The 23,848-nt window shown below is 63.6% G+C and carries 20 protein-coding genes; 13 read left to right on the plus strand and 7 right to left on the minus strand.

The genetic code is table 11. The features are described from left to right. Window positions 1–133 precede the first annotated feature (133 nt). The 5 genes from arsH to DDE20_RS14825 form a co-directional block, all read right to left on the minus strand. Complete coding sequence (gene arsH, locus DDE20_RS14805; protein ID WP_116559338.1) at window positions 134–844, minus strand: arsenical resistance protein ArsH; 711 nt, start codon at window positions 842–844, stop codon at window positions 134–136. Next, window positions 837–1,259, minus strand: coding sequence for an arsenate reductase (glutaredoxin) (gene arsC / locus DDE20_RS14810; protein WP_116559293.1), 423 nt, complete (start codon window positions 1,257–1,259; stop codon window positions 837–839). Before arsC ends, arsH begins: the two co-directional genes overlap by 8 nt. After that, window positions 1,256–2,323, minus strand: a complete 1,068-nt coding sequence (arsB, locus tag DDE20_RS14815; protein WP_116559294.1) for an ACR3 family arsenite efflux transporter — start codon at window positions 2,321–2,323, stop codon at window positions 1,256–1,258. The genes arsC and arsB overlap by 4 nt, the downstream gene beginning before the upstream one ends. Before the next feature lie 101 nt (window positions 2,324–2,424). Continuing rightward, window positions 2,425–2,754: an ArsR/SmtB family transcription factor gene (locus DDE20_RS14820; RefSeq protein WP_116559295.1), complete on the minus strand. Its 330-nt coding sequence runs from the start codon at window positions 2,752–2,754 to the stop codon at window positions 2,425–2,427. Between the two features lie 113 nt (window positions 2,755–2,867). Beyond that, window positions 2,868–3,761 carry a LysR family transcriptional regulator gene (locus DDE20_RS14825; protein ID WP_165814531.1) on the minus strand — a complete coding sequence of 298 codons (894 nt, stop codon included), beginning with the start codon at window positions 3,759–3,761 and terminating at the stop codon, window positions 2,868–2,870. 249 nt (window positions 3,762–4,010) lie between these two features. On the opposite strand from DDE20_RS14825, the gene DDE20_RS14830 reads away from it, so the two are divergent. The 4 genes from DDE20_RS14830 to DDE20_RS14845 all read left to right on the plus strand — a co-directional run bounded on the left by DDE20_RS14830 (window position 4,011) and on the right by DDE20_RS14845 (window position 7,101). Continuing rightward, a complete protein-coding gene (locus tag DDE20_RS14830; protein ID WP_116559297.1) occupies window positions 4,011–4,496 on the plus strand; it encodes an ester cyclase in 486 nt (161 codons plus the stop codon). A gap of 55 nt (window positions 4,497–4,551) precedes the next feature. Next, on the plus strand, window positions 4,552–5,397 hold the full coding sequence (locus DDE20_RS14835; RefSeq protein WP_116559298.1) for an NAD(P)H-binding protein: 846 nt from the start codon (window positions 4,552–4,554) through the stop codon (window positions 5,395–5,397). 157 nt (window positions 5,398–5,554) lie between these two features. Further along, a complete protein-coding gene (locus DDE20_RS14840) occupies window positions 5,555–6,160 on the plus strand; it encodes a protein-methionine-sulfoxide reductase heme-binding subunit MsrQ (protein ID WP_165814532.1) in 606 nt (201 codons plus the stop codon). 134 nt (window positions 6,161–6,294) lie between these two features. Next, window positions 6,295–7,101: an SDR family NAD(P)-dependent oxidoreductase gene (locus DDE20_RS14845; RefSeq protein ID WP_116559299.1), complete on the plus strand. Its 807-nt coding sequence runs from the start codon at window positions 6,295–6,297 to the stop codon at window positions 7,099–7,101. A gap of 68 nt (window positions 7,102–7,169) precedes the next feature. On the opposite strand, the gene DDE20_RS14850 is transcribed toward DDE20_RS14845, so the two are convergent. Then, on the minus strand, window positions 7,170–8,240 hold the full coding sequence (locus DDE20_RS14850) for an alcohol dehydrogenase family protein (RefSeq protein ID WP_116559300.1): 1,071 nt from the start codon (window positions 8,238–8,240) through the stop codon (window positions 7,170–7,172). Between the two features lie 79 nt (window positions 8,241–8,319). Here DDE20_RS14850 and DDE20_RS14855 point away from each other — a divergent pair, with 79 nt between their 5' ends. The 8 genes from DDE20_RS14855 (at window position 8,320) to DDE20_RS14890 (ending at window position 21,069) form a co-directional block, all read left to right on the plus strand. Further along, window positions 8,320–8,904, plus strand: coding sequence for a TetR/AcrR family transcriptional regulator (locus DDE20_RS14855; RefSeq protein WP_240608100.1), 585 nt, complete (start codon window positions 8,320–8,322; stop codon window positions 8,902–8,904). A gap of 538 nt (window positions 8,905–9,442) precedes the next feature. Then, entirely contained in the window at window positions 9,443–11,002 is a 1,560-nt protein-coding gene (locus DDE20_RS14860; protein WP_116559302.1) for an ABC transporter substrate-binding protein, read from the plus strand. Between the two features lie 99 nt (window positions 11,003–11,101). After that, complete coding sequence (locus DDE20_RS14865) at window positions 11,102–12,064, plus strand: ABC transporter permease (RefSeq protein ID WP_116559303.1); 963 nt, start codon at window positions 11,102–11,104, stop codon at window positions 12,062–12,064. Beyond that, complete coding sequence (locus DDE20_RS14870; protein ID WP_116559304.1) at window positions 12,061–12,879, plus strand: ABC transporter permease; 819 nt, start codon at window positions 12,061–12,063, stop codon at window positions 12,877–12,879. The genes DDE20_RS14865 and DDE20_RS14870 overlap by 4 nt, the downstream gene beginning before the upstream one ends. Window positions 12,880–12,897: 18 nt before the next feature. Next, window positions 12,898–14,541, plus strand: coding sequence for an ABC transporter ATP-binding protein (locus DDE20_RS14875; protein WP_116559305.1), 1,644 nt, complete (start codon window positions 12,898–12,900; stop codon window positions 14,539–14,541). 170 nt (window positions 14,542–14,711) lie between these two features. Continuing rightward, window positions 14,712–16,217: a trimethylamine methyltransferase family protein gene (locus DDE20_RS14880; protein ID WP_116559306.1), complete on the plus strand. Its 1,506-nt coding sequence runs from the start codon at window positions 14,712–14,714 to the stop codon at window positions 16,215–16,217. A gap of 3 nt (window positions 16,218–16,220) precedes the next feature. Beyond that, complete coding sequence (locus DDE20_RS14885; RefSeq protein WP_116559307.1) at window positions 16,221–18,650, plus strand: GcvT family protein; 2,430 nt, start codon at window positions 16,221–16,223, stop codon at window positions 18,648–18,650. A 4-nt stretch (window positions 18,651–18,654) separates the two neighbouring features. Next, a complete protein-coding gene (locus DDE20_RS14890; RefSeq protein ID WP_116559308.1) occupies window positions 18,655–21,069 on the plus strand; it encodes a GcvT family protein in 2,415 nt (804 codons plus the stop codon). Between the two features lie 238 nt (window positions 21,070–21,307). Here the strand turns inward: DDE20_RS14890 and DDE20_RS14895 are convergent, their stop codons facing one another. Beyond that, window positions 21,308–22,234: a LysR family transcriptional regulator gene (locus DDE20_RS14895; protein WP_116559309.1), complete on the minus strand. Its 927-nt coding sequence runs from the start codon at window positions 22,232–22,234 to the stop codon at window positions 21,308–21,310. 103 nt (window positions 22,235–22,337) lie between these two features. Between DDE20_RS14895 and DDE20_RS14900 the strand changes: the two genes are divergently transcribed. Continuing rightward, complete coding sequence (locus DDE20_RS14900) at window positions 22,338–23,714, plus strand: aminotransferase (protein ID WP_116559310.1); 1,377 nt, start codon at window positions 22,338–22,340, stop codon at window positions 23,712–23,714. The last annotated feature ends 134 nt before the right edge of the window (window positions 23,715–23,848 follow it).

Genomic DNA, 23,848 nt, shown 5'->3' on the forward strand with positions numbered 1-23,848 from the left:
TGTTGCGGGAAGTGAGCCGCGCGGCACCGCCACCAGTGGGTGAGTTCACGTTGAACGGTCTCTTGGCGGGGGCGGACTGGCTTTGCCCGCCTGCCCCGCGCCAGTCCTAGAAACCCTAGCAACTGTGCCCCGCTCAGATCGCCTTTTGGTTCACCCGCCGCGACAGCTCGGCGGCGCTTTCCTTACGCTCGGAATAACGGTCGAGCAGATAGGGTTTGTTATCGCGGGTGAGCAGGGTGAATTTCATCAACTCCTCCATCACATCAACCACACGGTCATAGAATGGCGAGGGGTTCATCCGCCCCGCGTCATCGAATTCCAGAAACGCCTTGGGGGTCGAGGACTGGTTGGGAATGGTCAAAAGCCGCATCCAGCGCCCGAGAATGCGCAACTGGTTAACGGCATTGAAACTCTGCGAGCCGCCCGAAACCTGCATCACCGCCAGCGTCTTGCCCTGCGTCGGACGCACCCCGCCCAGCGACAGTGGTATCCAGTCGATCTGGGTCTTCATGATGCCGGTCATCGCGCCGTGGCGCTCGGGCGAGCACCAGACCATACCCTCGGACCATGTGACCAGATCGCGCAGTTCTTGGACCTTGGGATGATCGGCCTCGGCATCATCGGGCAGCGGCAGGCCCGAAGGGTTGAAACTGCGGGTCTCGGCGCCGAGGCTGGTGAGAATGCGGGCCGCCTCTTCGGTCATCAGGCGGCTGAACGAGCGGTCGCGCAGCGAGCCATAGAGCAGCAGGATACGCGGCGCATGGGTGGAGCGCGCAGGAGCCAACAGGCGTTCCGCGTCGATGGGATGGAAATGCGAGGGGTCGAGGTTCGGGGTCTCAGACAAGGCGGTGTCCCTTTTCATCAATCAGCGGCGTGCCGTCCTCTTTGGACAGCGGGCCTTTGGGCAGGTGGTCGAGAAGGTCAAAAACCGTCTCGCTGGGGCGACAGAGCCGCACCCCTTTGGGCGTGCAAACGATGGGCCGGTTGACCAGCACCGGATGCTCGAGCATCGCCGCCAGCAGGGTCTCGTCATCGACGGATGGATCAAGGAGGCCCAACTCCTCCGCCGGTGATTTTGTCGTCCGCAGTGCCGTGCGCGGGGTCAGACCGGTGGCGGCAAAAAGCGCCAGAAGCTGCGGGCGGGTCCAGCCAGTCGCGAGGTAGTCAATCACCTCGGGCTTGGCGCCCGAAGCCTCGATAATCGCCAGCACATTGCGCGAGGTGCCGCAGGCGGGGTTATGGTGGATGACAATGCTCACGCCGCCCCCCGATCTTTGGGAAACCAGTGTTGCGTGCGATTGGCAAAGGCGACCAGCGACAGCATCACCGGCACTTCGACCAGCACGCCGACCACCGTGGCCAGCGCCGCGCCCGAGCCCAGCCCGAACAGGCTGATGGCGACGGCCACCGCGAGTTCAAAGAAATTCGAGGTGCCGATCATCGCGCAGGGGGCGGCGACATTGAACGGGATGCGCCAGGCCCGCGCGGCGCCGTAAGCGAGGAAAAAGATCCCGTAGGACTGGATCAACAGCGGCACCGCGATCAGCGCGATGACCAGCGGGCTCTCGAAAATCACCTCGCCCTGAAAGCCAAACAGCAGCACCACGGTGACCAAAAGCCCGAAGATCGAGAAGGGCTGCACCCGTGATTTGAACGCATCCACCGCCGCCTCGCCGCCCTTGGCGACAAGGTTTTGCCGCGTCAGATAGCCGGCCAGCAGCGGCAGCAGGACATAGAGGCCGACCGACAACAGCAGCGTGTCCCAAGGCACCACGATATCGGTGACGCCAAGCAGGAAGGCGACGATCGGGGCAAAGGCGAAGACCATGATCACATCGTTCACGCTGACCTGCACCAGCGTATAGGTGGCATCGCCGCGGGTCAGATTGGACCAGACAAAGACCATCGCCGTGCAGGGCGCCGCGCCCAGCAGGATGACCCCCGCCAGATAGGTCTGCGCGTCATCGGGCGGGATCAGCCCCGCGAAAACATGGTTAAAGAACAACACGCCAAGCGCGGCCATGGTGAAGGGTTTGATCAGCCAGTTGACCACCAGTGTCACCACCAGCCCCTTGGGTTTATCGCCGACCTGCCGCAGGGCGCCGAAATCCACGCCGACCATCATCGGATAGACCATCGCCCAGATCAGCACCGCGACCGGCAGGTTGACCGAGGCGATCTCGAGCGCGGCGAGCGTGGAAAAGGCGGCGGGAAAGAGGTTGCCGAGCAAGAGCCCCGCGCCGATGGCCAGCGCCACCCAGAGCGAGAGCCAGCGTTCAAAGGTTCCAAGACCGGCGGCGATGGGATTTGGGGTATCGGTCATAACGGGCTTTCGCAGGTTGGGTTTTGGGGGTCAGGGGTGTTGGGTAAATGGGTTAACGCCGGTGGGCGTTCTTGGTTAGCGGGGGTCATGGTTAGGGGGCGTTAGCAACAGATCAGCTCGTCAATCAGCGGTTGGCATTGCTCTGGGCAGCCGCCGCAGCAATCCTCCATCAGGAAGGCCAATAGCGCGCGCACCCCTGCCATATCGGCGAAATAGCGGATGCTGCGCCCCTGCCGCTCGCTGCGGATCAACCCGGATTGGGCGAGGATCGAGAGGTTCGTCGACATGGTGTTCTGGCGCACATCGAGAGTCTCGCCGATCTCGCCCGCGGACATGCCGCTGGCGCCGGCCCTGATCAGCAAGCGGAACACATCAAGCCGCGTCGGCTGACCGAGGGCGGCAAAGGCTTTGAGGGCGTGCGTTGAATCCATGTATCGGGATTTATTGATATGATGAGAGCCTGTCAACCGGGGTGGCGGGGGTTTTTTGCGCCGTCGGGGGGATTTTTTTGCGCCGTGCTAAGCGGGGCTTGCGGGCGGGGTGATCAGGGCAGCAGACCGGCCTTCTGGCTGACCAGATCCTCGATCAACCGGCGGGTCAGGGCTTTTTGCGGGCCGCTGTCGGGCCAGACCGCATAGACGCCGAGCGCGGGCATCGACCAGTCGGGCAACACCCGCTGCAGGTGCCCCGCCTCCAGATCACCGGCGACCTCGCCCCGCGGCAGATGCCGCAGGCCAAGCCCCGCCAGCACCGCCGAACGCGCCGAGGCAATCGTGTCCACCTCGAGCCGGACCCTCTCGGGCTCGACGGTGAGCGCCTCACCGCCGCGTAGCAGCATCATACTGCCGGGGAGCATGGTGACGCCGATGAAGTCACAGGCGATCAGATCGTCCGGCGTCTGGATCGGCGGGCGTGTGGCGAGATACGCGGGGGCGGCGGCGAGAATGGTCTCGAAATGCCCCAAACGGCGGCTTTTGAGGCTGCTATCGGCCAGCGTGCCCAGACGGATCGCCAGATCGAACCCCTCTTTCACCAGATCGGCGGGGGCGTCGCTGCTGTGCAGCACGATCTTGACCAGCGGGTGCTGTCGGGCGAAGGTCCAGAGCGCCTGACGCAGGTGCAATTGCTCGCCCCAAGCAGGCATGGTGATGCGCAGCGTGCCCACCGGCTCGTCGCTGCCGCTGCCGATCAGCCCCAGCGCCTCTTCTCCGGCGGCGACCATCCGCCGCGCGGGGTCCAGCGCCAACACGCCCTCAGGGGTCAGCGACATCGCGCGGGTCGAGCGAAAGTACAGCGTCACGCCGAGTTTTTCTTCCAGCCGCGAGAGGTGATGGCTGACCACCGAGGTCGAGAGTTTCAGCCGTTTGCCCGCCGCGGTCAGGCTGCCGGCCTCGGCGACGGCGACAAAGACCGCCAATCCACGGAAATCCTCGATCATCTTTGCAATTCCTGAAATGATCATTCCAACAATTACCGGATAATCGAAAAGCCGGAACCGGTCTAATTGTTTCTGCAAGCGATCGGTTCTTGTCATGGGACGCGGTGAGGGGGCGCTGCCCCCGCCCTTGCGGGCCCCCCGGGATATTTCTGGACAGATGAGGGGGGCAATCCTGCGGTCGCGCGAGACGATATCACCTTGGGTGACGGGCCGGTATTGGCCCCTGCCCGGTTTCAAATGGAGAGAGAGATGACCTTCAAGACCCTGACCACCGCGCTTGCCTTTGCCACGCTGACCGGCGCCGGACTGACAACCGCGGCTTACGGCGATGACACCGCCAGCGTGCAAAGCTTCTATGACCTGCTCAGCAACCCCGGCGCGGCCGAGCAGGTCGCGGCGTTTGAGGCGGCGACCGCCGAGGATTGGACCAGCAGCGGCGATTATTCGGGCGCGGATAAAACCCGCGCGGCCTTTCTGGGGCGGGTCGGCGGCTTTGCGCAGCTGATCCCCGATCTGAACTGGGAGGTGCAGGCGATGCATCAGGACGGCGCCTTTGTCACCGTGCGCAGCCGCGCCACCGGCACGCCCATTGCGCCGCTGTTCGGTGTTGATGGCGAGGGCCGCAGTTTTGATATCATGACCATTGATATTCACCAGCTTGAGGATGGTGTGATCAGCCGGTCGTGGCATGTCGAAGACTGGGCCGGCGCGCTGCAACAGCTTTCGGGCCATTAACCTTAACCGGACCCGTCGATGATAGGACGGGTCCAATCACCACGGAGTTCACCAGATGACCTATGCCGTTACCGCCGCCTCGGGCCAGTTGGGCCACGCCATCGCAGAGCGCCTGATTGACAGATTTGGCCCCGAACAGGTGATCGGGCTGGCCCGCTCACCGCAGAACGCCGCGGATCTGGGGATCGAGATCCGCGCCGGTGATTATGACGACCGCGCGCAGCTGGAAGCCTCGCTGGCGGGCGTGTCGGCGCTGGTGCTGGTCTCGGGGATGGCACCGCCCGACGACCGTATTTTGCAGCATCGCAATGTGATCGCGGCGGCGAAATCCGCCGGTGTCTCGCGGCTGGTCTATACCAGTATTCAAGGGCCCGAGGATGGCACGCCGTTTTCGCCCATCGTGCAAAGCAACCGCCAGACCGAGGCCGATATTCGCGCCAGCGGGCTGGACTGGGCGATCGGGCGCAATGGCATCTATATCGAGCCGGATGTGGACTATATCGACAGCTACCGCGCCCGCGGCGAGATCGCCAATAGCGCCGGTGACGGGTGCTGCGGCTATACCACACGGGCGGAACTGGCCGAGGCCTATGCGGCGCTTTTGACCCGCGGCGGGATGGGTGGCAGATTGGTTAACCTTAACGGTGCGCCGATCACCCAAGCGCAATTGGCAGCCTATCTGAACGCGGCGTTTGGCACGGATCTGCGCTACCGCGCGATCTCGCCCGAGGCCTATGTCGCCGACCGGACCGCCGAGTTGGGCAGTTTTTTCGGCCCGATCATCGGCGGCATTTATGACGGTATCCGACTGGGGGCATATGACCGGCCGGGGGATTTTGAAATGGTCACGGGCCGCGCGCACCAAAGCTGGGATGAATATTTCGCCGCCCTCGCGGATTGAGCGCGACGGATATGGCGCGCTGCAGCGTTCAACGGGGGTGCGTTGATTTGCTTCGCCCCTTTGGCGCCTGCAGTCGCGATTGCAGGTTTGCCGCGCGCCGGAGGGTGGTTCTTGGTGAATGCAGCGCGCTTTAAGTGACATATAGAGTGGAAATTTCATGTCCCGAGTTCAACGGTTTTTCAATCATCCCTATGCCTTCTGGCTGCTGCTGAGCCTGCCGGCGATCCCGATGGTATCGGGGCTGGCCTCGGGCGGCGAGGCGGTGGAAGGGCTGCTGCATCCGACCGGCGAATTTGCCGCGCGGTTCATGATTATCGCGATGATGATCACGCCCTTGACGATGCTGTTTCAGGGCTGGCGGTTTCCGCGCTGGCTGATGAAGCGGCGCCGCTATCTGGGGGTCGCGGCCTTTGGTTATGCGGCGCTGCATACCGCGCTCTATCTAATGGATATAGGCGCGGTGGCGGTGACAACTGCCGAGATTTCAAAGCTTTATATCTGGGCCGGCTGGCTGGCGTTCCTGATCTTCGTGCCGCTGGCGATCACCTCGACCGATGGCTGGATGCGCAGGCTGGGGCGGCGGTGGAAACCCCTGCAGCGCTATGTGTACGCGGCGGCAGTGCTGACGCTTTTGCATTGGGCGGCGCTGCATGACTGGGGCGGGATTGCGCCGGCGCTGGTGCATTTCCTGCCGCTGGCTTTGCTTGAGGCCTACCGGCTCTGGGCCTACCGCGCGCGGCGGACTGCGCGCCGGGTGGCATAAGGTCTGCCGGGGTGGTTGACGCGGGGCGCTAGCGGGCCATTTAGAGCGGGATTGCCCGATTAACCTTGATCCTTTGCTTCAACCCGCGGCGCAGCGCAGATAATGTGCCCGATGACAGACCCCGAGGAGACTTCATGTCCAAAACCATCCTGATCACCGGCGCCACCGATGGCATCGGCCTGTTGACCGCCAAGACATTGGCAGAGGCCGGCCATAAGGTACTGTTGCACGGGCGCAGCGCCGGAAAACTGGCGGCGGCGGCACAGGCTGTGGGCGGCGCGCCGGAGACCTTTCGCGCGGATTTCTCAATACTGGCCGAGGTTGCGGCGCTGGCGGCAGAGGTGCGGGCGCGGCATCCGCGGATTGATGTGTTGATCAATAACGCGGGGATCCTGAAGGTCGCGGAGCCGCGCACAGCGGGCGGGCTGGATGTGCGGTTCGTGGTTAACACTCTGGCGCCCTATCTGCTGACGCAGGCGCTGCTGCCGGTCATTCCGGCAACGGGCCGTGTGGTGAATCTGTCGTCGGCGGCGCAGGCACCGGTGGATATCGCGGCGATGGGTGGCAAGGGGGCGCTGGACCAGATGGCGGCCTATGCGCAGAGCAAGCTGGCGCTGACCATCTGGAGTCAGGAGATGGCCCGCGCGCATCCCGAGGGACCGGTGTTTGTCGCGGTGAACCCGGGGTCGTTGCTGGCCTCGAAGATGGTTAAAGAGGGCTTTGGCGTGGCGGGGAGCGATCTGTCGATTGGCGCCGATATCCTGTGTCGTGCGGCGCTTTCGGAAGAGTTCGCCAGCGCTTCGGGGCGGTATTTCGACAATGACGCGGGGGCTTTTGCGCCGCCCCATCGCGAGGCGGCGGATGCGGGGAAAGCCGCGCAGGTGGTGGCGGCGATCGAGGCGCTTGTCGCCACTGATCCGGGCGCGCGCAGCAAGGGGTGACGGTGCGGGCGCGGTGATTGCCTGCGCCCTGTCCTCCTTTTCAATTGGCGCCTCTCATCCAGCGCCTCTTAACCGGCAATATCGATGGCGATTTTGCCCAGATGGGATTTGTCGAGAAACGCCTCCTGCGCGGCGCGTAGCTCGTGCAGCGGGTAAGTCTTGGCGACCACGGGGCGGATCTCGCCGGCTTCGATATAGCGGATCAGATCGGTGAACACGCGCGGATCCTGCCGGGTGCTGCCGATCAGCAGCAGATCCTTGAGGTAGAGCGTCCTGAGATCCAGTTCGACAATCGGGCCGGCGATGGCGCCCGAGGTGACATAGCGCCCGTGGTTGGTCAGCGCCTCGAGAAGCGCAGGCCAGCGTGGCCCGCCGACCAGATCGAGCACAACATCAAACGCCTGCGCTTGCAGCGGGTCATCGCGGCCAAGGGTGACATCGGCGCCGAGTGCTTTGAGCGCCTCCATTTTGGCGGGGCTGGTGGTGGCGGTGACATGGGCGCCGCGGCGTTTGGCCAGTTGCACCGCCGCCGAGCCGACACCGCCCGAGGCGCCGGTGATCAACACCCGTTCGGCGCCCAGATTGGCGCGCTGGATCATCCCCTCGGCGGTGGAAAAGGCGCAGGGAAAGCTGGCCAGTTCGGTATCGCTGAGCGGGCTGTTGATACGCAGGGCGTGGTCGCTGTCGATGGTGGTGAATTGGGCGAAGCCGCCGTCACGCTCGGAGCCGAAGGTGACCAGCGCATCCGCCGCCCCGCCCTCGGGCTGATGCATCGGGCGCACCAGCACCCGCTCGCCCAGACGCGCGGCATCGACGCAAGCGCCGACCGCGACGATCACCCCGCAGCAATCGGCGCCCTGAATGCGCGGGAAGCTGAGCGCGCCGGACCATGCGCCATCGGCATCGGAGGCGCCGTCATAGCCCTTGGTTGCCGCCGCGCCGGTGTCGCCGCGCACCGCCTTGGAATACCAGCCGGTGCGGGTGTTCACATCGGTGTTATTCACCGCCGAGGCGCCGAGGCGGATCAACACCTCGCCCGCCTGCGGGCGGGGCAGCGGCAGGTCCTCGCGCCATTCCAGCCGGTCCAAGCCGCCATGGCCGGTGAGGACAACGGCGCTCATCGTTTCGGGAAGGGTCATGGGTGTCTCCGGTGTAGAATGATTGCTCTACTTGCATAGGTAGAGGGATCACTCTACATCGTCAAGCATGAGCGAGATGATGCGCAAGATTTCCGCGGGGCTGGAACAGGCCTTTGCCAAGGGCGGCTTTGCCGAGCCCAGTGTCGAGGACCTGCGGGATGCCGCCGGTGTGAGCCTGCGCACGCTTTACAAATACACGCCTTCGCGGTCGGAAATGGTGCTGGCGGCGCTGGAACACCGGCACCGGCGCTATCTGGCGCGGGTCTTTGAGGATTTGCCGCAAGAACCCGCGGCGGCGCTGGAAGCGCTGCTGTCGCGGGTCGGTGACTGGATGGCCAGCGAGACCGCGCATGGCTGCCTGTTTCATGCGGCGGTGGCCGCCGATCCGGCAAGCCAGCCGCTGCGGGAGCTATTGGAGCGGCATAAGGCCGAGGTCGCCGCGCGCGCTGCAATGGCGACGGGTTTAGGCGGCGCCGGATTGGGTGGGGACTCGGTGGGCGTTGACTCGGTGGGCGCTGACTCGCGGGGTGAGGGATCGGGCGGAGCGGAGACTGCGCTGCTGGTGATCATCGAAGGGCTGACACAGGCTTGGCCCCTGCGCGGTGACGAGGCGGTTTTGGCGGCGAAACGGCTGGGGCGGGCGCTGCAATCGGCCACTTTGTAACGGGGCGATCGGCGCGCTGTGATTGGCGTGTTGCTTGTGGTGACACGGCTCATGCCTCGCTTGGGTGGCAAGGCGCAAGAGAACCGGCTTTTTCGCGCTACAGAGCCGGAGTAAGGGCTTAGGAATAGGGCGATAACGCGGATTCGGCTGGGCTTGGTCAAAAGGTTGGTCTTGCCGCTGTCGAGGCGCCGCGATATCGCTTTGCAGCAAGGCAAGCGCGCGTTTGCCGCCTGCGTCGCGGGTCGGAAAACGCCGCCCGAGCGCGCGGATTGACAGCGGCGACAGGGCGTTTATCGCCGCCCTCTCGATAGGTCATTGCATCGCCTCCCTTGGGTGAATTACTTTCACAGTTTACGCCATATTTTTCGAGATTAACTCATCCAAAAATGTGCATCATACCTGCAAGAGCGCCATGCGGTGGGCGACAGAGGCCGACCGCAAGGGCCAGCCAGAGGCGCTTGGACCGATCTGGATGCGAAACAAATTGCCACGCTCGAACGTGCGCAGAAATGTCCGACAGGACAGGAGGAGGACTGCAATGACCAATTTTCTCGGCCAAGGAAAACTGAGCCGCCGCGGGCTTTTGCAAGGCGGCGCGGCCTTGGGGGCAGCGGCGCTTTTGGGCATGCCTCAGGGGCTGCAGGCACAGCCGCGCCGTGGCGGGATGCTGCGAATCGCTGTGGTGCAGGGCGGGGTCAATGACACGCTGGACCCGACCACCTTTAACGGCGGGCAGCATATCTTTCTGGGCTGGTGCCTGCGCAACAACCTGACCGAGATCGGTGCCGATGGCGCGCTGAAACCGGAACTGGCGGAAAGCTGGGAATCGGACGACGCGATCACCTGGCGGTTCAACCTGCGCCGCGGCGTCGAGTTTCATAACGGCAAACCGTTCACCGCCGAGGATGTGATCGCCTCGCTGAACCTGCACCGCGGCGAGGATTCGACCTCGGGCGCCAAGGCGCTGTTGGACGGCGTCACCGAGATCACCTCGGAGGGTGATCATCTGGTGCGGGTGGTGCTGAGCGGGCCGAATGCGGACTTCCCGTTCACCCTGTCGGATTATCATTTCAACATCTGTCCGGTGATGCCCGATGGCACGGTGGATGTCTCGGGCACCGGCACCGGCGGCTATATCCTCGAGAATTTCGATCCCGGCGTGCGCACCCGTCTGCGGCGCAATCCGAACTACTGGAAAGAGGGCGCCGCGCATTTCGACGAGGGCGAGGTGCTGTTGATCAACGACCCGACGGCGGCGACCAACGCGCTGGTCACCGGCGAAGTGCATGCGATTGAAAGCTCGGAATACCGGACCTTGGCGCTGCTGGGGCGCCGTCCCGATATTCAGGTCGAATCGGTGCCCGGTGGTTTCCACGGCACTTTCGCGATGAACTCGGCCATTGCGCCGTTCAACGACAACAACCTGCGGCTGGCGCTGAAATACGGCATCGACCGGCAGGCGATTGTGGATATGGTGCTCAAGGGGCATGGCGTGGTGGCGAACGACCATCCGATCTCGCCGATGATGCCCTATCACGACGCCGAACTAGAGCAGCGCCCCTATGACCCCGAGCGCGCGCGCTACCATCTGCAGCAGGCCGGTCACGACGAATTGACCCTGCGGTTGAGCGTGTCGGACGGGCTTTATGTGGGTGCGGTGGATGCGGTGACGATGTACCGCGAACATGCCGCACCCGCAGGGCTTGATATCGAAGTGCTGCGCGAACCGGGCGATGGCTATTGGTCCGATGTCTGGATGCGCAAACCGTTTTTCGCTGGCTCTTGGGGGCCGCGTCCGGTGCCGGATATGATCCTGACCTCCGCCTATGCCAGCAATGCGGCATGGAACGAGGGCGCGTTCAGCAATGCGCGGTTCGACGAGCTGCTGGTCGCGGCGCGCGGTGAATTGGACCAGACGCGGCGTGCCTCTATGTATGCGGAAATGCAGAGACTTCTCAGCGATGAGGGCGGTTCGATCATTCCCTTCTTCCGCAACCATGTCTATGGCCGCAGCACCAATGTCGCGCATTCGGGGCAAGTGGGCAGCGACTGGCCGCTGGACGGGCACCGCGCTATGGAGCGTTGGTGGACCGCATAACGCCACCCTAAATCACCGGCTTTCCCCGCCCCTGACCGGCGGGGAGAGCCTTTATCTCAATCGACGACCCCGTTTCGCGGCGGGCAAGCGGAGGACTGCATGAGCGCCGTTCTGAATATGATCCTGCAGCGTGTGTTTCTGGGCCTGCTGACGCTGCTGGTGGTGTCGGCGCTGGTCTTTGTCTCGGTGGAATTCCTACCCGGCGATGTCGCCGAGCAGATCCTCGGCCAGTCGGCGACGCCCGAGACCCTTGCGGCACTGCGTGAACAACTGGGGCTGAACACGCCGCCGGTGCAGCGCTATCTGGCGTGGCTGGGTGGCATTTTGCAGGGCGATTTCGGCCGTTCGGTGATCAACCAGCGCGAAATCACCGCGATACTGGCCGACCGGCTGGGCAACACCCTGTTTCTGGCGGCGATGGCGACGCTGATCGCGGTGCCGCTGGCGGTGGGTCTGGGCATTCTGGCGGCGCTCAAGCGCAACACATGGATCGACCGCTGGATCAATATCGGCACGCTGACGGCGATTTCCTTTCCCGAGTTCTTTGTCGCTTACGGGCTGATCTATGTGTTCTCGGCGAAACTGGGCTGGCTGCCGTCGATCTCGGTGGTTGGCAGCGATACGGCGTTGAGCGACCGTCTGGTGCTGACCCTCCTGCCCGCGCTGACCCTGACGCTGATTGTCACCGCGCATATGATGCGGATGACCCGTGCCTCGCTGATCAACTTGCTGGCCCTGCCCTATGTCGAGATGGCGCGGCTCAAAGGCGCGGCGCAGCGCCGCGTGGTGGTGGTGCATGCGCTGCCCAATGCGGTGGCGCCGATCGTCAATGTGATCGCGCTCAATATCGCCTATATGATCGCCGGTGTGGTGATTGTCGAAGTGGTCTTTGTCTATCCCGGCCTTGGCCAGTTGCTGGTCGATAGCGTGTCGAAACGCGATGTCACCGTGGTGCAGGCGGCCTGTCTGATCTTCGCCTCGGCGTTCATTCTGTTCAACCTTGTGGCCGACGTGATCTCGATCCTGTCGAACCCGCGCCTTTTGCACCGGAGCACCAAATGATCCGCCAGCTTCGCAATGTGCCGCTGACCGCAATGTTCGGCATTCTGGTGATCGTGAGCTATGCCGTGATCGCCATTTTCGCACCGCTCATCGCCCCCTATCCCGAAACCGCGATTGTCGGGATGGAGTATCTGCCGTGGTCCGAAGAGTTCCTGCTGGGCACCGATTCTCTGGGCCGTGATATGCTCTCGCGGCTGATCTACGGGGCGCGCAACACGCTGGGGATTGCCCTTGCGACGACGGTGATCGCCTTTGTCATCGGCTGTTCGGTGGCGCTGTTGGCAGTGACGTTGCAGGGCTGGGTCGATCAGTTGATCTCGCGGATGGTGGATGTGATGATGTCGATCCCGACGCTGATCACCTCGCTGTTATTGCTGATGATTTTCGGCACCAGCGTGCTCAACCTGATCCTGATTATCGCGCTGCTCTTTTCGACCATCGTGTTTCGCATCGCCCGCGCAGTGGCGATGGGCGTGGTGGTGATGGATTACGTCGAGGCGGCGCGCATCCGTGGCGAAGGTCTGTTGTGGATCATGTTCCGCGAGATCCTGCCCAATGCGGCGACGCCGCTGGTCGCCGAGTTCGGGCTGCGGTTTACCTTTGTGTTCCTGACCATCTCGGCGCTGTCCTTCCTTGGCTTGGGCGTGCAGCCGCCCTTGGCCGATTGGGGCGCGATGGTGCGCGAGAACGCCTCGCTGATCACCTTTGGCGACCTGACACCGCTGCTGCCGGCGGGCGCGATTGCGCTGCTGACGCTGGCGGTGAATTTCATCGTTGACTGGATGCTGCATATGTCCAGCGGGTTGAAAGACTAAGACTGAAGGATTGACCGCATGAGCCAGCCCCCCCTGCTAGAAATCCGCGATCTGGTGATCGAAGCCAGCGCCGGAAAACGCACCGCGCCGGGCAGCGGCAAAGCCTTGATCGACGGCATCAACCTGACCCTGAAACGCGGCGAGGTGCTGGGGTTGATCGGCGAATCCGGTGCCGGGAAATCCACTCTCGGGCTGGGCGCGATGGGGTTCACCCGCGACGGTTGCCGCTTTGCCGGTGGCTCGGTGACATTTGACGGGACCGAGTTGACCAGCGCCCGCCCCGCCGTCCGGCGCGGGCTGCGCTCGACCCGCATCGCCTATGTCGCGCAATCGGCGGCCGCCAGTTTCAACCCCGCCTATAAGCTGATCCGTCAATATGCCGAGTTTCCGGTGCTTGCCCAAGGCCGCAGCCGCCGCGAGGTCGAAGCGGATGCGGTGACCACCTACCGGCAGATGAAACTGCCCAACCCCGAAGAGATCGGCTTTCGCTATCCGCATCAGGTCTCGGGCGGGCAGTTGCAGCGGGCGATGACGGCGATGGCGATGGCCTGCCGCCCCGATCTGATCATCTTTGACGAGCCGACGACGGCGCTGGATGTGACGACGCAGATCGAGGTTCTGGGCGCGATCCGAGATGCGGTGCGCGATTTCGGCACCGCGGCGCTCTATATCACCCATGATCTGGCGGTGGTCTCGCAGATGGCCGACCGGATTATGGTTTTGCGCCACGGCAAATTGGTCGAGGAGGCGGCGACCGAGACGATGCTTGCCGATCCGCAGGAAGAGTATACCAGATCGCTCTGGGCGGTGCGGGCGTTCGAGGCGCCGGCCAAGCCTGTCCCCGCCGAGGATGTGCAGCCGCTGGTCTCTTTGCGCAAGGTGACAGCGAGTTACGGGCGCATCGGGCCGGATGTGCTGCGCGCGGTGAGTTTTGATCTGCACGCGGGGCGCACGCTGGCGGTGGTCGGCGAGAGCGGCTCGGGCAAGACCACGGCGGCGCGCTGCGCCATGGGGCTGTTGCCGCGCAGTGGCGGCGATGTGCTGCTGGACGGTGTGTCGCTGCCGCCCGATTACCGCAAACGCAGCAAAGCGCAGTTGCAACAGGTGCAGATCATCTATCAGATGGCAGATACAGCGCTGAATCCCAAGCAGAAAATCGGCGATATCATCGCGCGGCCACTGAAGTTCTACACCGGTTTGCGCGGGCGCAAGCTGACCGCGCGGGTGCGGGAATTGATGACGGCGATCGACCTTGATCCCGATGTCTATTATCACCGCCGCCCCGGGGAATTATCCGGCGGGCAGAAACAGCGCATCGGCATTGCCCGCGCGCTGGCGGCGGAACCGCGGGTGGTGATCTGTGACGAGGTGACCTCGGCGCTGGATCAACTGGTTGCCGAGGGGATTTTGCGGTTGCTGGCGCGGCTGCAACAGGAGCTGGGGATCAGCTATCTGTTCATCACCCATGATATCGCCACGGTGCGGGCGATCGCCGATGATGTGGTGGTGATGCAGCACGGGCAGGTGGTCGAGGCCGGTCCGAAAGCGCAGGTGCTCGACAATCCGCAGCAGGATTACACCAAATCGCTGCTGGCTTCGGTGCCCGAGATGGACGCTGGCTGGCTGGACCGTGTGCTGACCGAGCGGGTGGCGGCGCGCTGATTTCAACCCTTGCGGTCCCGAGATCGGCTTGGCTACGGGGTCGCGGAGGGGTCGGATATGCGCTGCGGCCTTGAGTGAAAACAATTCATCAAATGGCGCATTTAATGGAATTGTTCTAACCTCACGCCAAGCCTAGAGTTCGAGGGAATTCTTACTCTGCGAGGCTGATCATGCGTCGACCCAGAAAACCCCGTGCCAATTCCCAGATGCTGCATGGCGGTCCGCCGCCGGTGGGCGGAAGGTTCAAACCGCTGACCGAAGAGATGGTCGCGCATATCACCGAGACCGCCTTTGATATCCTGTCCCGCATCGGCGTGGCCAGCGCGCCCGCCGATATTCGCGAGATGGCGCTGGCGCAGGGCGCGCAAGAGCGTGCCGACGGGCGTCTGACCTTCCCGCGCGCCTTGGTCGAGGATATCATCGCCGGTGCCTGTAAGCGCGTCGAGTTGCCCGGGTTCCTGCGTGATCGCGGCATCGAGGTTGGCGGCGGGCGGGTGCATATCGGCACCGGCGGCGCGGCAGTGCAGGTGCTGGATTCGCAGACCCAGAAGTTCCGCGACAGCACGCTGCGCGATCTCTACGATCTGATGCGCATTGTCGATAGCTGCGAGAGCATCCATTACTCGCTGCGGCCAGTGGTGGCGCGCGATATGGAAGACCCGCTGGTCCTGGATATCAACACCGCCTTTGCCGCGCTCAAAGCCACCTCGAAACCGATTGGCACCAGTTTCTTTGAGCCCGCCAATGTGGCGCCGGTGGTCGAGATGTTCGACGCGGCCTTGGGCGGTGAGGACCGGTTTCGCGCGCAGCCCTTCTGCTTTGCCTCGGTCTGCCATGTGGTGCCGCCGCTGACCCTGGCCGAAGAGGCCTGTGGGGTGATGCGCGAATGCGTGCGCCTTGGCATGCCGTTGCAGATTTGCTCGGCGGCGCAGGCGGGGGCGACCAGTCCGGCGGCCTTGGCCGGAGCACTAGCGCAGGGGCTGGCGGAATCGCTGGCCGGTCTGGTGCTGGTCAATATGATGCAGCCCGGTTTCCCCTGTATTCTGGCCTTCCTGCCGTTCATTTCCGATCTGCGCACCGGCGCGATGACCGGCGGCTCGGGCGAAGCGGCGGTGGCCAATGCGGCGGCGGCGCAACTGTTGCTGGCGATGGGTCTGCCCTCGACGGTTTCGGCGGGGATGACCGATGCCAAGACCGCCGACGCGCAATCGGGCTATGAGAAGGGCTATACGATCTCGCTCGCGGCGCAGGCGGGGGCGGATATGATCAACCTCAGCGTCGGAATGCTGGGCTCGATCATGGCCGCCAGCAAAGAGGCGCTGGTGATCGACAATGATATGTGCGGCGCGATCCTGCGCTCGGTGCGCGGTATCGAGATGTTTGAGGGTGCGATTGATCTCGATCTGATCGAACAGGTGGTGACCGGCGAGGGCCATTATCTGGGCACCGCGCAGACCATGGCGCTGATGACCCGCGAATATGTCTATCCCAGTCTTGGCGACCGGCAGAATATCTACAACTGGGTGCAGAGCGGCGAACGCACAATCTGGCACCGCGCGATTGACTGTGTGACCGAGTTGGAGGCGCGTCCTGCCCCCGATCATCTGCCCGCCGATGTCGAGGCCGCGATCCGCGCCCGCATGCCCATCCACCTGCCTGAATTCGCGAAAGCCTGAGCCATGAAAACCCATGCAAAAGTCGTCATCATCGGTGGCGGTATTGTCGGCGTCTCGACGCTGTATCATCTGGCCCGCGCCGGTGTCACCGACACGCTGCTGGTCGAGAAAAACGAGCTAACCAGCGGCTCGACCTGGCACGCCGCGGGGAATATCCCGACCTATGCCAATAGCTGGGGCGGGATGCGCGCGGGCAATTATGCCTGGCGGCTGTATAAGGATCTGGCCGAGGAGGTCGATTACCCGATCACCTATCGACACACCGGCGCCTTCTGGCCCGCGCATACCCCCGAGCGGATGGAGTTTTTCCGCCATTTGACCGGCATTTCCAAGGGCTTGGGCTATGATATGGCGATGGTCAGCCCCGCCGAGATGGACGCGATGCATCCCTATTTCACCTCGGGCGACAGTATTCGTGGCGGTATCTATGACCCCTATGAGGGCGATGTCGATCCCAGCCAGCTGACCCAAGCGCTGGCCAAGGGCGCGCGTGATCTGGGGGCGCAGATTGCGCGGTTTACCACCGTCACCGGCATCACCCGCACGCCTTCGGGCGAATGGGATGTGGCCACCGACAAGGGCAATGTGCGCGCCGAAATCGTGATCAACGCGGCGGGGTATTTCGGCCGTAAGGTCGGCGAGATGGTCGGGCAGAAACTGCCGGTGGTGACGCTGGAGCATCAGTATCTGGTGACCGAGAGCCTGCCGGAACTGGCCGCCAACCCCGAGAACTTCCCGCTCGTGCGGGATCCCGACATTATGTATTACCTGCGCCGCGAGCGAAACGGGTTCCTGCTGGGCTCTTATGGCCATGCGGGGCGTCCGGCGTGGCTGGACGGGATGCCGGATTGTTTTGCCAACCAGCTTTATCCCGACAGTGTCGACGATATCGCCGAGGTGCTCGACGCGGCGCTGACCCATGTGCCGATCCTTGGCGAGGCCGGTGTCGGGCGCTTTGTTAACGGCCCGATCCCCTATAGCCCCGATGGCGCGCCGCTCTGTGGTCCGGCCTTCGGACTGCCGAATTTCTATCATGCCTGCGCCTTTCCTGTCGGCGTCACGCATTCCGCCGCAGCCGCCAAGACGTTGACCGAATGGATCACCGAAGGCGAAACAGAATGGGATATGTCTATGTGGGATCCACGCCGGTTTGGGGAAATCTGGGCCACCTTTGACTATACGGTCGCCCGCTCGAGCGAACTTTATGAGAACCAATATGCGATCCCCTACCCGCACCGGATGTGGCATGCGGCGCGGCCGGTGCAGACCACCCCGCTTTACGAGCGGCTCAAATCCAAGGGCGCGGTGTTTGGCCAGATCGCCGGCTGGGAGCGGGCCTTCTGGTTCGAGACCGAGGCGGTGCGCAACGACAATGTGCTGAGCTTCCATGATGAATGCTGGGAACCGGCGGTGGCCGCCGAATGCCGCGCGGTGCGCGATCATGTCGGGATTATGGATCACGGCGGTTTCACCCGTTTCGAGGTCGAAGGCCCCGGTGCCACCGAGTTCCTGAACCGCGTGTTCTGCGGCGCTATGCCGGCCATCGGGCGGGTGAAACTGAGCTATATGCTGACCCCGCGCGGCAAAATCTGGTCCGAGGCGACAATCGCGCGGCTGGATGAGAACCGCTATCTTCTGTGCGGTCCGACATTGGCCGACAAGCGCGATCACGACTGGATGATGCGGTTTATGCCCGAAAGCGGCGTCACCCTGCGCCGCGGCTCGGAGTTCAACGCCGCGCTTTTGGTGATGGGGCCGAAATCGCGGGCCTTGTTGCAGCCCCTGACCGATGCCGATCTCTCGGTGGAGTCTGCGTCGTGGATGTCCGTCCGCGAGATCACTCTGGCAGGCGTGGAGATGATCGCGCTGCGGGTGTCCTATGTCGGCGAATTGGGCTGGGAATTGCACCTGCGCGACGCGGATCTGGTCACCGTCTATGAGGCGATCAGCGCGGGCGGTGCGGAACACGGGCTGGTGGACTTTGGCTCCTATGCGCTGAATGCGATGCGGCTGGAGAAAGCCTATCACGGCTGGGGCTCGGATTTCGGCATCGAATACACGATGTTTGACGCCGGTCTCGACCGTTTCGTCAGCCGCAAAAAGGCGGATTTCATTGGCCGCGAGGCGTTTCTGGCCCATGCGGAACAGGAAAAATCCTATCACTTCACCGGTTTCAAACTGCTGGGTGCAGGGGCTGATGCACTGCCCTCAAGCCCGATCTGCCGCGATGGCGAGACGCTGGGCTATGTCAGTTCGGGCGGCAGCGGGTTTCGCATTGCCGAGGGCAGCGGCCAGCGGCTGGCCTTGGGCTATCTGAGCATTCCGACCACGCCGGGCGATGTTTTCGAGATCGAAGTGCTGGGCGAACCGGTGCGCGCGATTGTCACGGCGACACCCTTCTATGATCCTGAAAACGCTCGGTTGAAAGGCTGATCCCATGGCAAAAACGCTCCCTTCTGAGGTGCAGGTTGTCGTCATCGGCGGCGGGATCGTCGGCTGCGCCACCGCCTATCATCTGGCCCATGCCGGTTGGTCGGTGGCGCTGATCGAGCGGCGCAAGCTGACCTCGGGCACGACATGGCACGCCGCCGGTCTGGTCAGCGAGACCCAAGCCGTGCCGGTGATGTCGGCGCTGGCCAAATACGGGCTCGATCTGATGGAGCGGCTCGAGGATGAGACCGGCCAGAACACCGGTTTCAAGCGCAACGGCTCGCTGACTTTGGCGCTGACCGACGCGCGGATGGAAGAGCTGCGGCGCAAGGTCGATTACGCCCATGGCTGCGGGCTGCGGGCCGAGGAAATCTCGACCGCGGAGGCCGAGGCGCGCTGGCCGCTGCTTTCGGCGCATGGTGGCAAGGGCGCCTTCTGGTTCCCCGGTGACGGCTATACCAACCCGATCGACACCACGATGGCGCTGGCCAAGGGCGCGCGGATGCAGGGCGCGCAGATCTTCGAGGACTGCAAGGTCGAGCGGCTGGTGATCGAGGGCGGCCGTGTGCGCGGGGTGGAGACCGAGCAGGGCATGGTGCGGGCCGAACATGTGGTGAATGCCACCGGCATGTGGGCGCGCGAGTTCGGTCTGGGCCACGGGGTCAGCCTGCCGCTACAGGCCGCCAATCATTACTATGTTGTCACCGATCCGATTGAGGGGGTCACCGGTGATCTGCCGATCCTGCGGGTGATGGATGAATACGCTTATTACAAGGAGGACGCGGGCAAGCTGTTGATCGGCTGCTCGGAGCCTAACGCCACCGCATGGCGGCCCAAGGGCGGTATCCCCGAGCATTTCGAGTTCGACGAATTGCCCTGCGATGACGAGCATCTCTACGGGATACTCGAGGCGGCCTCGGAACGGGTGCCGGCGCTGGCTCATAGCGGTATCCGCAAGTTCTTTAACGGGCCCGAGTGTTTCACCCCCGATGCGCGCCATTATCTGGGCCCGATCACGGATGTGGCGGGGCTTTGGGTGGCGACGGGGTTCAACTCGACCGGCATCCAGAACGGCCCCGGCGCGGGCAAGGCGTTGGCGGAGTGGATCATCCACGGGCATATGACCATGGATCTGACCGATGTTGACGCGCGCCGGATTGTGCCGGGGTTGAACGCCAGCGACTATGTGGCTGATAAAGCGGCGGAAACCCTGTCGCTGGCCTATGCGATGCATTGGCCCTTTCAGCGCAAGACCGAAGCGCGGGGCCTGCGCCGCACGCCCTATTACGGGCATCTGGTGGCAGAGGGCGCGCAGTTCGGCTCGGCCAATGGCTGGGAGCGGCCGCTGGTCTTTGCCGAGGCGTTCACCGACGGGTTCGACCGCCAGCCGTGGTTTGACGCCTGGCGCGGCGAGCATCAGGCGCTGCGCGATGATCTGGGGATGATCGACCTGACCTTTGGCCGCTATCTGATCGACGGCGCCGAGGCCGAGGCGCAGATGCAAAGGCTTTGCGGCGCCAATATGGCGGTGCCGGTGGGGGCGCTGGTCTATACCCATATGTTCAATCCGCAAGGCGGGATCGAGGCCGATGTAACGGTCGCCCGCCTGTCCGCGACGCGCTATATGGTGATGGCCTCGGCGGGCGCCGAGCCGCAGACCGAAAGCTGGCTCAAGACGCAGCTGGCGGGGCATGGGGTGAGCGTGGTCAATGTCACCTCATCCGAGGCAACGCTGGCGATCATGGGGCCGCGCGCGCGGGACTTCCTGTCGGGGCTGACCGATGCGGATCTGTCGAATGAGGCATTCGAGTTTGGCTCGTGGCAGGCGCTTAATATCGGCTATGTGCCGGTGCGCGCCCAGCGGGTGACCTATGTTGGCGAGCTGGGCTGGGAGCTACACGCGCCCGCCGAATTCGCCCAGCAACTATTCGAGACCCTGCGCGCAGCCCCCGATGCGCCGCGGCTCTGCGGCGGTATGGCGGTGGACAGTTGCCGGATCGAGAAGGGCTTTCGCCATTGGGGCCATGATATCGGCCCGTTTGACAGTCCGGTGGACAGCGGCCTGACCTTTGCCTGCGATTTCGACACGGACTTCACCGGCAAAGACGCGATTCTGGCGCGCCGCGCTGCAGGGCCGGACAGCCGGTTGCTGTCGTTCAAGCTGGAAGATCCCGAGGCGCTGGTCTTTGGCAAGGAGCCGGTGCTGCGCGATGGCGAGATTGTCGGGCGGCTGACCTCGGCAAGCTATGGCTGGAGCGTCGGCGGGGCCATCGGCATGGGCTATGTGCAGCGGCCTGCGGGGCAGTCGCTGGCGGAACTGGCGGCGGGGCCCTTTGAGGTGCTGGTCGCCGGTCGCAGGGTGAAAGCCACGGCCAGCCAGCGCCCGCTCTATGATCCGGGCAATGCGCGGATGCGGGGCTGAAGGATTAGGGCGCAGCACCGGTTGGGGCTGCGCCTCTTCAGTTTGGGCCGGTCTCTGGACGGTGCCGGTATGGGACTGAGCCGGGTTGGGTTGGCCAGTGCTGGTTGGGGCTACTCCTGTCTGTGCTATGCCCGTCTCTTCTCGATGCCGATACAAGGCCGTGCCCGTTAGGGCGGTTCGGGTTGGGCGCGTTTGGTGCAGCGCTGGTGGGCGCTGCACCCCTAAGCGCCCACCCTATTCACACGATATGGAACCCGCCATTGGGCAGGCTGCACCATTCGGCCAGCAGGGCCGCGACGCGTTGGATCGGGTCTTCGGCGATCATATCCTCGGCGCGCAGCACCACCACCCAAGGCACGGTGATGCCCTCTTCGGTCACTTGCGCGCCGATGATCCGCCCCTCGGCCAGCGCGGTCTGCAAGGCCCAGTTGGACAGCACGCTGGTGCCCAGATCCGAGGCGACCAATTCGACAATCGCCTCCGGCAGTTCCACCGTCGCCGCCCATTTCGGATAGCTCTCGGTGGGGCGGAACAGGCGGGCGAATTCGCGGTCGGGCTCAGGCACTTTGGTGTAGGTGATGAAATGCTCGCCGACGATATCCTTGCCCTCGACAAAGGCGCGGTCGGCCAGCCGGTGGTTGGGCGACATGATATACAGCAAAGGATCCTCGAACAGCGGCATGCTGGCAAGGCCCGGCTGGGCGATATCGCCGGACATCACCGCCAGATCAATATGCCGGTTAAGGACGCCGGTCAGCGGATCACTGCGCGCACCGGCCATGATCTGGATGTCGATCCCGTCTTCATGAGCCTTGAGATAGCGGATGAACGAGGGCAGCCAGCGGTAGTTGCTGTAGGCTTCGACCGAGAGCCGCACCACATGTTGCACCCCGGCGTTCATCCGCCGCACATCCTCTTCGGCGCGGCTGAGATCGGCGAGCACACGCTCGGCCACCACCGCCATATATTCCGCCGCCGGGGTCTTGCGCAGCCGTTTGTGCATACGGGTGAATAAGGGCACATCCAGCCGCCGCTCGGCCTCGCGCAGACGGTGCGAGAGCGCCGAGGGCGTCACCCCCAGCTTGTCGGCGGCATCGGTGATCCGTCCGGTTTCAATAATTGCCTGAATCAGCTGCAAATGACGCAGATCGAGGAGGGGGCGCATGTTCTCACCTGAAATTATTTCAACAAAGAGAGAAAACTTCGAGATTGTTATTCAGTCAAGTAAAATGTGACGCTGAGGTAACGATCATGCTGGAGTCTGCGATATGAATTTCGACGCCAAACGCACCATCGCGCAAGATATTGCGCATCACGTGCATCCCCAATCCAACCTGCGCCAACATGCCGAACACGGGCCGACGATGATCACCCATGGCAAAGGCGTGTATATCTACGACTCGGAAGGCCGCGAGATCATGGACGGGTTCTCGGGTCTGGGCTGTGTCAGCCTTGGCTATAACAACGAGCGGCTGGCCAATGCGGCAATGCGGCAGATGAACACCCTGCCCTTCGCGCCGACCTTCTACAACCGCTCGCATCCCAAGATTGCCGAATTGGGCGCGCGGCTGACCGGAATGGCGCCGAATGGCATGACCCGCGCGATGTTCCAATGCTCGGGCTCCGAGGCCAATGACACCGCGATCAAGCTGCTGTGGTATGCCAATACCGCGCGCGGCGAGCCCGAGCGGCGCAAGATCATCGGTCGCCACCGCGGCTATCACGGCAATACGATTGCCACCGTGTCGCTGTCCGGCCAGCCGCATATGCACGCCAAATTCGGCCTGCCGCTGCCCGAGTTCAAACACACCGAATTGCCGAACTACTACCGCTTCCACATCGACGGCGAGAGCGAGCGCGAGTTTTCCGCACGGATGGCGGCAAAATTCGAAGAGCTGATCCTTGCTGAAGGCCCCGAGACCATTGCCGCGTTTTTTGCCGAACCGGCGATTTCCGGCGGGGGCGCGCTGATGCCGCCCGAGGGCTATTGGGAAGACATGCAGGCGGTGCTGCGCAAATACGATATCAAACTCTTGGCCGACGAAGTGGTCTGCGGGTTTGGTCGCACCGGCAATATGTGGGGCAGCGAAACCTGGGGTATCAAGCCCGATATGATCGCCTGCGCCAAAGCCCTGACCGCGGCGTTCTTCCCGCTCTCGGCGCTGATGTTCAAGGATGATCTCTATGCCGATATGATGAAGAATTCGGATGAGGTCGGCACCTTTGGCCACGGCTATACCTATGCCGGGCATCCGGTCGGCGCGGCGGTGGCGCTGGAGGCGCTCGATATCTACGACGAGATCGATCTGGTCGGTCATGTGCGTAAGGTCAGCAAGACGTTCCTCGAGCGCTGTCACGCGATGGCGGATCATCCGCTGGTCGCCGAAGTGCGCGGTGTTGGGCTGTTCTGCGGCTTTGAACTGATGAAGGACGCGAAAACCCGCGAGCCCTTTGATCCCAAGCTGAAGGTTGGCGAGATGGTGCAGAATTTCGCCCATGACCGCGGGCTTTACCTGCGCGCGATCGGCGACCGGATGAGCTTTATGCCGCCCTTGATCATCAATGAAGACGAGATCGAGATTGCCACCGACCGCTTCAAGGCGGCACTCGATGACACTTGGGCGGTTGTGCGCCAGAAGATCTGACATTGAGATGCGGGCGCGCGCCGGACCTGCGTCTGGTCTGCGCCCGCCTGCCCTGCTCTGCCCCTGCCGCATCTCCCTCGGCACGGGCGGAGCAAACCCCACTCTGCCCGCCTAACCTGCCCCCGAACCCGCAT

This window comes from Pararhodobacter oceanensis (assembly GCF_003076755.1).
GTDB classification, from domain to species: domain Bacteria; phylum Pseudomonadota; class Alphaproteobacteria; order Rhodobacterales; family Rhodobacteraceae; genus Pararhodobacter; species Pararhodobacter oceanensis.